The organism is Massilia sp. (genome assembly GCF_046293535.1).
Lineage (GTDB): Bacteria > Pseudomonadota > Gammaproteobacteria > Burkholderiales > Burkholderiaceae_D > Telluria.
Genome location: NZ_JBKBOV010000002.1, coordinates 25,609 through 37,763, shown reverse-complemented (window position 1 = coordinate 37,763; position 12,155 = coordinate 25,609). Strand labels below are relative to the sequence as shown.

9 protein-coding genes are annotated in these 12,155 nt (G+C 66.3%); all 9 read left to right on the top strand.

The annotated features are described in order from the left end of the window. The first annotated feature begins 88 nt into the window (after positions 1-88). On the top strand, positions 89-1,051 hold the full coding sequence (locus ACK4S9_RS01490) for a family 43 glycosylhydrolase (protein ID WP_409720572.1): 963 nt from the start codon (positions 89-91) through the stop codon (positions 1,049-1,051). An 11-nt stretch (positions 1,052-1,062) separates the two neighbouring features. Then, on the top strand, positions 1,063-2,133 hold the full coding sequence (locus tag ACK4S9_RS01485) for an aldose epimerase family protein (RefSeq protein ID WP_409720570.1): 1,071 nt from the start codon (positions 1,063-1,065) through the stop codon (positions 2,131-2,133). Next, entirely contained in the window at positions 2,133-3,017 is an 885-nt protein-coding gene (locus ACK4S9_RS01480; RefSeq protein WP_409720963.1) for an SMP-30/gluconolactonase/LRE family protein, read from the top strand. The genes ACK4S9_RS01485 and ACK4S9_RS01480 overlap by 1 nt, the downstream gene beginning before the upstream one ends. A gap of 135 nt (positions 3,018-3,152) precedes the next feature. Then, positions 3,153-4,895, top strand: a complete 1,743-nt coding sequence (locus ACK4S9_RS01475) for an IlvD/Edd family dehydratase (RefSeq protein ID WP_409720568.1) — start codon at positions 3,153-3,155, stop codon at positions 4,893-4,895. A 143-nt stretch (positions 4,896-5,038) separates the two neighbouring features. Beyond that, positions 5,039-6,031, top strand: a complete 993-nt coding sequence (araD1, locus tag ACK4S9_RS01470) for an AraD1 family protein (protein WP_409720566.1) — start codon at positions 5,039-5,041, stop codon at positions 6,029-6,031. Continuing rightward, the gene (locus ACK4S9_RS01465) at positions 6,028-7,599 is read left to right on the top strand and encodes an aldehyde dehydrogenase (NADP(+)) (RefSeq protein WP_409720564.1); all 1,572 of its coding nucleotides are present in this window, start codon (positions 6,028-6,030) and stop codon (positions 7,597-7,599) included. The genes araD1 and ACK4S9_RS01465 overlap by 4 nt, the downstream gene beginning before the upstream one ends. A 34-nt stretch (positions 7,600-7,633) precedes the next feature. After that, complete coding sequence (locus ACK4S9_RS01460) at positions 7,634-8,401, top strand: SDR family NAD(P)-dependent oxidoreductase (protein WP_409720562.1); 768 nt, start codon at positions 7,634-7,636, stop codon at positions 8,399-8,401. A 147-nt stretch (positions 8,402-8,548) separates the two neighbouring features. Beyond that, positions 8,549-10,468 (top strand): glycoside hydrolase family 97 catalytic domain-containing protein, encoded by a 1,920-nt coding sequence (locus tag ACK4S9_RS01455; RefSeq protein ID WP_409720560.1) that lies wholly within the window; start codon positions 8,549-8,551, stop codon positions 10,466-10,468. Between the two features lie 25 nt (positions 10,469-10,493). Then, on the top strand, positions 10,494-12,038 hold the full coding sequence (locus tag ACK4S9_RS01450) for an alpha-N-arabinofuranosidase (RefSeq protein ID WP_409720558.1): 1,545 nt from the start codon (positions 10,494-10,496) through the stop codon (positions 12,036-12,038). The last annotated feature ends 117 nt before the right edge of the window (positions 12,039-12,155 follow it).

Here is a 12,155-nt window from a genome sequence, read left to right as displayed (position 1 = left end):
CCCGCCCACGCTACAACGGCGCATACCCGTAGGGTGGGCAGGTTTCCTGCCCACGCGGTGATAGGCAAACTTTGAAACGAGATTAACGATGCAAGAAACCATTCTCAAACCCCTGATCGAACAGCGGGCAGACCCCTACATCTACAAGCACACCGACGGCTACTACTACTTCACCGCCTCGGTGCCGCAGTACGACCGCATCGAACTGCGCCGCGCCGCCACCATCGCCGGCCTGGCGCAGGCGCAAACGGTAGACGTATGGACCAAGCCCGACACCGGCCCGTACTGCGAACTGGTGTGGGCACCCGAAATCCATTTCAACGAAGGCGCCTGGTACATCTATTTCGCCGCGGCCCCCAGCCGCGAGATCAAGCACAAGCTGTTCCAGCACCGCATGTACGCGATCCGCAACCGCAATGCGAATCCGCTCGCGGGCGAATGGGAGTTCATGGGCCAGGTCGACACCGGCATCGACAGCTTCTGCCTGGACGCCACCACCTTCACCCACAAGGGCCGCTTGTACTACCTGTGGGCGCAGAAGGACCACGCGATCGAAGGCAATTCCAACCTCTACATCGCGCCCATGAAGACGCCGTGGCAGATCGAGGGCAAGCCGGTCATGCTGAGCAAACCCGAGTTCGACTGGGAGACGCGCGGCTTCCGGGTCAACGAGGGCCCGTCGGTCCTGCGCCGCAACGGCAGGATCTTCATCAGCTACTCGGCCAGCGCCACCGACGAGAACTACGCGATGGGCCTGCTGTGGGCACATGAGGACGCCGACCTGCTGGACCCGGGCTCCTGGACCAAGTCGCCCGAGCCCGTGCTGCGCACCTGCTACGAGCACGGCATCTACGGCCCGGGCCACAACAGCTTCACCTGTGCCGAGGACGGCGAGACCGTGGTGCTGGTCTACCACGCCCGCACCTACACCGAGATCGTCGGCGACCCGCTCTGGAACCCGGACCGCCACACCTTCGTGAAAACCCTGCACTGGGATGCGCAGGGCATGCCGGTGTTCGGCCGCGCATCGACCAACCGAGCCACCGATTGAGGAAGAACACGGTGTCAAACTCGAGAACGCCCAGTATCACGCAGGCGCCCTACGGGCGTCTGGCCAACGGCGAGGCCATCACCGAGTACACGCTGGCCAACGCGAACGGCCTGGTGGCGAAAATCATCGACTTCGGCGGCATCGTCACCGAGCTGCACACGCCCGACCGCGAGGGCCGCCTGGCCGACGTGGTGCTGGGCCTGGACTCGCTCGCCGCCTACGAAGGCGAGCATCCCTACTTCGGCGCCGTGATCGGCCGCTACGGCAACCGCATCGCCAAGGGCCGTTTCACGCTCGACGGCCGCGAGATCGTGCTGCCGGCGAACGACGGCGCGCACCACCTGCACGGCGGGCCAGGGGGCTTTCACAAGGTGAAGTGGCAGGCCAGCGTGGAGGGCGACAGCCTGCGCCTGGCCTACCGCAGCGTCGACGGCGAGCAAGGCTATCCCGGGAACCTGGACGCCGTCGTCTGTTACCAGCTGAACGACGACAACGAACTGGTGGTCCGCTTCGAGGCCGTCACCGACCAACCGACCCCGGTCAACCTGACCCAGCACAGCTACTTCAACCTGGCGGGCGAAGGTGACGTGCTGGACCACCTGCTCAGTATCGACGCCGATACGTTTGTCGGCATCGATGCGGCGGCGATCCCCCTGGGTACGCTCTCTCCGGTGACCGGGACGCCCTTCGACTTCCGCACGCCGCGCCCGATCGGCGAGCGCGTCGGCCAGCCGGACAAGCAGCTGCGCCACGGCCAGGGCTACGACCACAACTTCGTGCTCAACAAACCCAATGGCAGGGAGATGACGCGCGCGGCCCATGTGCTCGAACCGGTGTCGGGACGGGTGCTGGAGCTGTTCACCGAGGAACCGGGCGTGCAGTTCTACAGCGGGAACTTCCTCGACGGTTCTCTCGGCGGCAAGGGCCGCAGCTATGGGCAGCGCAGCGGCTTCTGCCTCGAGCCGCAGCATTTTCCGGATTCGCCGAACCGGCCGCGCTTCCCGAACGTGATCCTGCGTCCGGGCCAGGTGTACCGGAGCGCATCGCGCTTTCGCTTCTCGGTGCAGGCGGCGCAGGCGTGATGGAGCACTTCCTCGACGGGCGCCATGAGCTGGGCGAATGCGTGCTGTGGTGCGAGCGCACCGAACGCCTGCTGTGGACCGATATCCCGCAAGCGACCCTGTGGTCGTATTCGCCGGGGAGCGGGAAGAGCGCCAGCTGGCCGATGCCGGAGCGCTTGTGCTGCTTCGCGCTCACCGGCAGCGACGATTGCTTGTTGCTGGGGCTGGCGTCAAGCCTGGCCTGGTTCCGCTTCTCGACCGGCCGGGTGGAACGCATCTGCGAGGTGGAAGCCGAGATGCCCGCCACGCGCTTGAACGACGGGCGCTGCGACCGCCAGGGACGCTTCGTGTTCGGCATGTTCAACCAGGAAGACGGCGTGAAGCGCGCGCTGGGCGGTTTCTATCGCCTGAACCCGGACCTGCGCCTGGAGCGCTTGCCGCTCGGGAATGCCGCCATTGCCAACAGCATCTGCTTCAGCCCGGACGGACGGCGCATGTACTATGCCGACTCCGTCACGCGCGAGATCCGGTATTGCGATTACGATCCGCACAGCGGCGCGATCGGCGCCTCCCGGGTGTTCGTGGCGGCGGACACGGCGCCGGGCGAGCCGGACGGCTCCTGCATCGACGCCGAAGGCTTCCTCTGGACCACGCGCTGGGGAGCAGGGCAGGTGATGCGCTTCGCGCCGGACGGCCGGCTCGACCGGGTCTTGCCGCTTGCCGCACCCCAGCCCAGCTGCCCGGCCTTTGGCGGGCCGGGCCTGTCCACCCTGTACCTCACCAGCGCCTGGCTCGGCATGAGCGGCGGCGACCGTGCTGCCGCGCCGCTGTCGGGCGCCATGTTCCGCCACGCGCTCGACGTGCGCGGACTGCCGGAATCGCGCTTTCTTGGCCCGCTCCGATAACAAATTCAGTATCGATATTGCGAAATATTTGATTGGAAAGTTATCTGGCCAGCTTTTAGACTTGCCTCATTGCTGAACAACACGACATGAGAGGAGGTCCTTAGCCTCCCGTGGCGGAAACAAGGAGGAGAAGGCATGTCCGAGACTAAGAAGAAAACCACGTTGCGCTCGGCGGCGTGGTTCGGGACCCAGGACAAGAACGGCTTCATGTACCGGAGCTGGATGAAGAACCAGGGCATTCCCGACCATGAATTCCAGGGCAAGCCGATCATCGGCATTTGCAACACCTGGTCCGAACTCACCCCCTGCAACGCCCACTTCCGCAAGCTGGCCGAACACGTCAAGCGCGGCATCCTGGAGGCCGGCGGCTTCCCGGTCGAGTTCCCGGTGTTCTCGAACGGCGAATCGAACCTGCGCCCGACCGCCATGCTGACCCGGAACCTGGCCAGCATGGACGTCGAAGAATCGATCCGCGGCAACCCGATGGACGCGGTGGTGCTGCTGGTGGGCTGCGACAAGACCACCCCGGCCCTCTTGATGGGCGCGGCCAGCGTCGACCTGCCGACCATCGTCGTCACCGGCGGTCCCATGCTCAACGGTAAGCTGAACGGCAAGGACATCGGTTCCGGCACCGCCGTCTGGCAGCTGCACGAGGAGGCCAAGGCCGGGAGAATCACGATGCACGATTTCCTGTCCGCCGAAGCCGGCCACTCGCGCTCGGCCGGCACTTGCAACACCATGGGCACCGCGTCGACCATGGCCTGCATTGCCGAGTCGCTCGGCACCTCGTTGCCGCACAATGCCGCCATTCCCGCGGTCGATGCGCGCCGCTACGTGCTGGCCCACATGTCGGGCATCCGCATCGTCGAGATGGTGCACGAAGACCTGCGCCTGTCGAAAATCCTCAAGCGCGAAAATTTCGAGAACGCGATCCGCGTCAACGCGGCCATCGGCGGCTCGACCAATGCCGTGATCCACCTGAAGGCGATCGCCGGCCGCGTCGGCGTGCCGCTCGAACTGGAGGACTGGTCGACGATCGGCAAGGGCACCCCGACCATCGTCGACTTGCTCCCCTCGGGTAAATACTTGATGGAGGAGTTCTACTATGCCGGCGGCCTGCCGGGCGTGATCCGTCGCCTGGGCGAGGGCGGCCTGCTCAAGCACAAGGACGCGCTCACCGTCAACGGCAAGACCCTGTGGGAGAACTGCCAGGACGCGCCGATCTACAACGACGAGGTGATCCGCAAGCTGGAGACCCCGCTGATCGCGGACGGCGGCATCCGCATCCTGCGTGGCAACCTGGCGCCACGTGGCGCCGTGCTGAAACCCTCCGCGGCTTCGCCGCATTTGATGCAGCACCGCGGCCGCGCCGTCGTGTTCGAGGATTTTGATCATTACAAGCAGCGCATTGTCGATCCCGACCTGGACGTGGACGCGAATTCGATCCTGGTGATGAAGAATTGCGGCCCGAAAGGCTACCCGGGCATGGCGGAAGTGGGCAACATGGGCCTGCCGCCCAAGCTGCTGGCCCAGGGCGTCACCGACATGGTGCGCATCTCGGACGCGCGCATGAGCGGCACCGCCTACGGCACCGTGGTGCTGCACGTGGCGCCGGAAGCGATGGCCGGCGGGCCGCTGGGCATCGTGCGGGACGGCGACTGGATCCAGCTGGATTGCGCCGGCGGTGGCTTGAACATCGAGCTGTCGGACGAAGAGATTCGTAACCGCCTGGCCGACCGCGCCGAGCAGAACAAGCCGGTACAGCACAGCGGCTACCAGCGGCTCTACCTGGACCACGTGATGCAGGCGGACGAGGGGTGCGATTTCGACTTCCTGGTGGGGTGCCGGGGCTCCGCAGTGCCCAAGCATTCTCACTGATCTGGCGTGCGTTGGCCGCGTGGGCAGGGGACCTGCCCACCCTACAAGAGCGGTTCTCGTAGGGTGGGCGGCTTGGCCGCCCACGCGGTCAACCGCCACATGAACACTGCATCGCTATTAATAACTAAACGGGAGACCGGGCCATGCTGCTCGTACAATTCATCACCGAATCCCAGGAACGCCGCATCGGCATCCTGCATGACAACACCGTCCGCGTCGTGGGCGGCTACGCGACGACCCGCGAACTGGCGCGCGCCGCCATCGCCGCCGGCACGGGCCTGGCGCAACTGGCCGACAGCGCCGCCTCCAGCGAGCATCTCCATTACGACGACCTCGCCCGCGCGGGCCGCATCCTGCCCCCGCTCGACCATCCGGACCCCGCCCATTGCTACGTCACCGGCACGGGCCTCACCCACCTGGGCAGCGCCGACACCCGCGACGCCATGCACAAGAAGATCGGCGGCGACGTCGCCGCATTGAGCGACTCGATGAAGATGTTCCGCATGGGCGTCGAAGGCGGCAAGCCGGCGCCAGGCACCCCCGGCGTGCAGCCGGAATGGTTCTACAAGGGCGATGGCTCGACCGTGCGCGCAACGGGTCAGGACATCGACATGCCGGACTTCGCGCTCGACGGCGGCGAGGAGCCGGAGATCGCGGGCCTGTACCTGATCGGGGACGACGGCCAGCCTTGCCGCCTTGGTTTCGCCATCGGCAACGAGTTCTCCGACCACGTCACCGAGCGCCAGAACTACCTCTACCTGGCCCACTCGAAGCTGCGTAACTGCGGCCTGGGCCCGGCCCTGCTGGTGGGCGAGCTGCCGGGCCACGTGTCGGGCACCTCGCGCATCCTCGACAAGGACGGGCGGGTACGCTGGGAAAAGGCCTTCGTCAGCGGCGAGCAGAACATGTCGCACAGCATCGAGAACCTCGAGTACCACCACTTCAAGTACGGCCTGTTCAAGCGCCCGGGCGACGTGCACATCCATTTCTTCGGCACCGCCACGCTGAGCTTCGCCGACGGCATTTCCGTACAAGCCGGCGACACTTTCGAAGTCGAGTCGCCCCAGTTCGGCCCGGCCTTGCGCAACCGCCTCGCGGTGCGCGAGACCGGCTTTGCGAAAGTGAAGGCCTTATGAGCATCAGCGGCGAAGCCATCATCGGCGGCGTCCACGAACGCGGCACCGAGGGGTCGTTCAAGGCCTGGGACCCAAGCAGGCGCGAGCACCTGGAACCGGACTTCCACATGGTGAGCGCCGAGCAGATCGACCGGGCCTGCCGCCTGGCGGGCGAGGCCTTCGACCCCTTCCGCGCCACCACCGACGAAGAGCGCGCACGCTTCCTCGACACCGTGGCGCAGCAGATCATGCTGCTGGGCGACGCGCTGATCGAACGCGCGATGCTCGAGACCGGCCTGCCGCGCGTGCGCCTCGAAGGTGAGCGCGGACGCACCTGCAACCAGCTGCGCATGTTCGCCGACCTGCTGCGCGAAGGCTCCTGGCGCGATGCGCGCCTGGACACGGCGCTGCCGGAGCGCAGCCCGCCGCGTCCGGACCTGCGTTACCACCTGATCGGCGTCGGTCCGGTCGCGGTGTTCGCCGCATCGAACTTCCCGCTGGCCTTTTCGGTCGCCGGCGGCGACACCGCATCCGCGTTTGCTGCCGGCTGCCCGGTGGTCCTGAAAGCGCATTCCTCGCATCCGGGCACCTCGGAGCTGGTGGCGCGCGCCGTCGCCAGGGCCGTGCAGCAGTGCGAACTGCCGGCCGGCGTATTCTCGCTGTTGACCGGCACCGGCAGCCGCATCGGCCAGGCCCTGGTCGGTCATCCAGCCATCCAGGCCGTCGGCTTCACCGGTTCGCGTGGGGGCGGCACGGCGCTGATGGCGGTCGCCGCGGCGCGCAAGCAGCCGATTCCCGTCTATGCCGAGATGAGCAGCATTAACCCGGTCTTGCTGATGCCGCATGCGCTGGAGCACCGCGCCGAAGAAATCGGCAAGGGCTTCGCCGCCTCGCTGGTGCTGGGCGTGGGCCAGTTCTGCACCAATCCCGGGCTGGTGCTGGCGATCGACGGCCCCGGCCTGGCGACCTTCTGCAAGACGGCGCAGGAAGCCCTGGGCGCCACTGAAGCGGCCGTGATGCTGAACCAGAACATCGCGCAGAGCTACCGCAAGGGTGTCGACGCCCTGGCCGGCCACGCGGCCGTGAGCACGCTGGCGCGTCTCGAACACGGCGAAGGCAAGGGCGCGGCCGCCTTGTTCCGGGTCGGCGCGGACGCATTCCTGACGCGCCACGAGCTGCACGAGGAAGTCTTCGGCCCGGCATCGCTCGTGGTGGTGTGCAGGGATGCGGATCAAATGCGCGCGGTCGTCGATGTGCTGGAAGGGCAACTCACCGCGACCCTGCAGATGGACCCGCACGACCATGCCGATGCCGCGGCCTTGCTGCCGCTGCTGGAGCGCAAGGTCGGCCGCATCCTCGCCAACGGCTTTCCGACCGGCGTCGAGGTCTCGAGCGCCATGGTCCACGGCGGCCCGTTCCCGGCCACGGCGGACGGGCGCAGCACCTCGGTGGGCACCGGTGCGATTGCCCGCTTCCTGCGTCCGGTGTGCTACCAGAACCTGCCCCAGGAATTGCTGCCGGAGCCGCTGCGTGACGGGAACCCGGGCGGGATCTGGCGCCGCAGGGACGGTGCGTTGACCAAAGAGTAAAGCAGAAGGACAATAAGAACGGATGGAGACTAGCATGAACAAGTTGGCGAAGTATCCCAGCCTGCAGGGCAGGCGGGTATTCGTGACGGGCGGCGGCACCGGCATCGGCGAAGCGATCGTGAAGGCTTTCGTGGAGCAGGGCGCGGTGGTCGCCTTCGTCGACATTGCGAAGGAAGCGAGCGAAACGCTGTGTGCGAACCTGGCGAATGCCGGCCACCGCGCGCCGGTATTCCGCTGCTGCGACATCACCGACATCCCCGCGCTGCAGCGCACGATGGCCGAGCTGGCCGAACAGCTGGGCGACTTCGAGGTGCTGGTGAACAATGCCGCCAACGACCAGCGCCACGACATCGAGCAGGTCTCCCTCGACTACTGGAACGAACGCATCGCCATCAACCAGCGCCCGATGTTCTTCACCGCGCAGGCGGTCCTGCCGGGCATGAAGAAGATGGGCGGCGGCTCCATCATCAATTTTTCCTCGATGTCCTGGCATGCCAAGGGCGCCGGCTACCCGGTCTACGCGACCACCAAGGCGGCCGTGATCGGCCTGACGCGCAGCCTGGCGCGCGACCTGGGCCCCTTCGGCGTGCGCGTGAATACCGTCACGCCGGGCTGGGTCATGACCCAGCGCCAGATCGACCTGTGGGTGGACGAGGCGGCCGAACGCGAGATCAAGAAGGCCCAGTGCCTGCCGGGCAAGCTGATGCCGGACGATATCGCCGCGATGGTGCTGTTCCTCGGCGCCGACGACAGCAAGATGTGCACGGCGCAGGATTTCGTCGTCGACGCGGGCTGGACGTGATGCGTCGCGGCTGAGTGCCGCTTCGTCGCCGTTCGCCACTATCCCATGATCCGTCACCCCGGCGAAGGCCGGGATCCAATGTCGTGTGCATGCACGCACACTTGGGTTCCGGCCTGCGCCGGAACGACGTGCCAACGGAGCTTGCCCATGCATGTTATGTCCCGCACGACCCTGGCGCTCGTCGCCATGTTCACCACCCAGGCCCACGCCGCCGCCCTGACCAGCCCGGACGGCCACATCGCCGTGACCGTCACGGCCGCACCTGGCGGCACGCTCAGCTATGCCATCGCCCGCGACGGCAAACCCGTCATCCTCGCGTCGCCGCTCGGCCTGCAACTGGAGGGCGCGGACCTGGCGACCAGGCTGAGGATCGTTTCGACCTCCGCGATCAAGCCGGTCCGCGACAGCTACGAGCTCGCCACCGGCAAGAAGCGGCGCATCAGCTACGCCGCCAACGAACAGGTCTACACCGTCCGCAACGCGCAAGGGCAGGCCATGGACCTCGCCTTGCGCGTCTCGAACGACGGTGTCGCCTTCCGCTATCGGGTAGCCGAGCCTTCGCTGCCGCACAAGAAGTTCGTCTCCGAAGCGACGGGTTTTAACTTCGACAGGTCCGCCAAGGCCTGGCTGCAGCCGATGGCGGTGGCGCAAACCGGTTGGTCGAACACCAACCCATCCTACGAGGAGCACTACCAGCGCGAGATCGCCGTCGGGACCCGCTCGCCGATGCCGGCCGGCTGGGTGTTCCCGGCCCTGTTCCGCACCGGCGACACCTGGGTGGCGCTGACCGAGGCGAACATGGACGGCAGCTTCCACGCCTCGCGCCTGGACGCCGAATCGCCCGAGGGCCGCTACAGGCTCGCTTTTCCAATGGCCGCCGAAGTGTTCACCGAGGGCGCGCTGCTGGCACAAAGCCAGGGTGAGCTGGTGACGCCCTGGCGGATTATCGCGCTCGGTTCCCTGAAAACCCTGGTCGAATCGACGCTCGGCACCGACCTCGCGGCGCCCGCCATCGCCTTTGACAAGGCGCGCGTCCAGCCAGGCCATGCCTCGTGGAGCTGGGCGCTGCTGAAGGACGATGCCACCGTCTTCGACGTCCAGAAGAAGTTCGTCGACTACGCCGCCGAGATGCGCTGGGACTACACCCTGGTGGACGCCGAATGGGACCGCAGGATCGGTGACGCGAAGATGCGCGAGCTGGTCGCGTACGCGGCGAAGAAGAACATCGGCATCCTGGTCTGGTACAACTCCGCCGGCGCCTGGAACAAGGCGCCGCAGACGCCGAGGAACGCGCTCCTGACCCGTGAGGCCCGCACGCGCGAGTTCGCGAAGCTGCGCGACATGGGCGTCAAGGGCGTCAAGATCGACTTCTTCGGCGGCGACGGCCAGTCGATGATCGCCTATTACGTCGACATCCTGGACGATGCCGCCAAGGCCGGCCTCCTGGTGAACTTCCATGGCGCCACGCTGCCGCGCGGCTGGTCGCGTACCTACCCCAACCTGATGACCGTCGAGGCGGTGCGCGGCTTCGAGTTCACCACCTTCGATCAGCGTGACCAGGACCTGGTCGCGCCCCATGCCGCCATGCTGCCGTTCACGCGCAACCTATTCGACCCGATGGACTTCACGCCCACGGTCTTCGGCGACATCCCGAACATCCAGCGCAAGACCCGCAATGGCTTCGAGCTGGCCGAATCGGTGCTGTTCCTGTCCGGCATCCAGCACTTCGCCGAGACGCCGGAAGGCATGGCCAGCGCGCCGGCCTACGTGAAGGGCTTCCTGCGGGAGCTGCCGCGCAGCTGGGACGAGACCCGCTTCGTCGACGGCTACCCCGGCCGCCACGTCGTGATCGCCCGCCGGGCGGGCAAGGCCTGGTACGTCGCCGGCCTCAATGCCATGGATGCGGACAAATCGCTCGAGCTGGACCTTTCCTTCATCGGCAAAGCGCGCGGCATCCTCATCACCGACGGCGAGGGCGAGCGTACGTTCAGCCAGTCGCGCCTGGAGGGCGGCAAGCAAAAGATCAGTATCAAAGCGCACGGCGGCTTCGTCGCCGTATTCCAATAAGAGTTCGATAAACCAGGAGACAGTAGTGAACGTATTCAAACCGACCATCCTCGCGCTCGGCGTCCTCGCATCGGCTTCGGCCTTCGCCCAGGTGAGCGTCAGCATCGACGCCACCAAGCCGGGGCCGGTCATCAACAAGAACGTCTATGGCCAGTTCGCCGAACACCTCGGCACCGGCATCTACGAAGGCCTGTGGGTCGGTCCGGAATCGAAGATCCCGAACACCCGCGGCTGGCGCAACGACGTGGTCGGCGCCCTGAAGGAACTGAAGGTGCCGCTGGTGCGCTGGCCGGGCGGCTGCTTCGCCGACGAATACCACTGGCGCGACGGCATCGGCCCGCGCAACAAGCGTCCGGTGAAGGTCAACACCCACTGGGGCGGCGTGGCGGAAAGCAATGCGGTCGGCACCCACGAGTTCTTCGACCTGGTCGACATCCTGGGAACGGAAGCCTACGTCAACGGCAACCTCGGTTCCGGCACGCCGCAGGAGATGGCCGAGTGGCTCGAGTACATGACCTCGGACACCAAGTCGACCCTGGCCGAGGAGCGCCGCAAGAACGGCCGCAAGGAGCCCTACAAGGTCGCCTTCTTCGGCATCGGCAACGAAGCCTGGGGCTGCGGCGGCAACATGAAGCCGGAATACTACGCCAACCTCTACAACCACTACGCCACCTTCCTGAAAACCCCGCCCAACGCGCGCCCGAAGATGGTCGCCAGCGGCGGCCACGGCGACGACACCAGCTGGACCGACGTGTTGAGCCGCGAGAACGGCAAGTTCACCGACGGCATCAGCTTCCACTTCTACACCCTGCCGACCGGCGACTGGGACAAGAAGGGGGCCGCGACCGGCTTCAACGAATCGGAGTGGTTCAAGACCCTGCAGCAGACCATGCGCATGGATGGCTTCATCCGCCGCAACGTCGCCGTCCTCGACAAGAACGATCCGCAAAAGAAACTCGGCTTCTACGTCGACGAATGGGGCACCTGGTACGACGTCGAGCCGGGCACCAATCCGGGCTTCCTGTTCCAGCGCAACACCCTGCGCGACGCGGTCGTGGCGGCCCTGAACTTCAACATCTTCCATGAGCACGCCGAGCGTGTGCGCATGACGATGATCGCGCAGATGGTCAACGTGCTGCAGGCGATGATCATCACCGACAAGGACAAGATGCTGCTCACCCCGACCTACCACGCTTACAAGATGTACATCCCGTTCCAGGACGCGACCTCGCTGCCGACGGCCGTCAACAACGACGTGGCCTATTCGATCGACAACCAGAGCATTCCGGGCATCAGCGCATCGAGCGCGCGCGGCAAGGACGGCAAGGTCTGGGTGGCCCTGGTGAACACCAATCCGCGCCAGGCCAGCGACGTGAACATCGACCTGAAGGGCCAGGCCGCGCTCGGCGCCACCGGGCAGGTGCTGACCGCCGAAGCGATGGACGCGCACAATACCTTCGACAAGCCGCAAGCCATCAAGCCGGCGCCGTACAGCGCCAAGGCGGTGAACGGCAAGCTGACGCTGAAGGTGCCGGCCAAGTCGGTGGTGGTGGTGTCGGTCGACGTTTAAGGCTGTGTCTTTTGTAGGGTGGGCGGGTCTCCCGCCCACGCGGTGATCGTTAGTGGCTCCGATGTCGTGCCCGTAGATCTCGCAGCAAACTATCACCGCGTGGGCAGGAGACCTGCC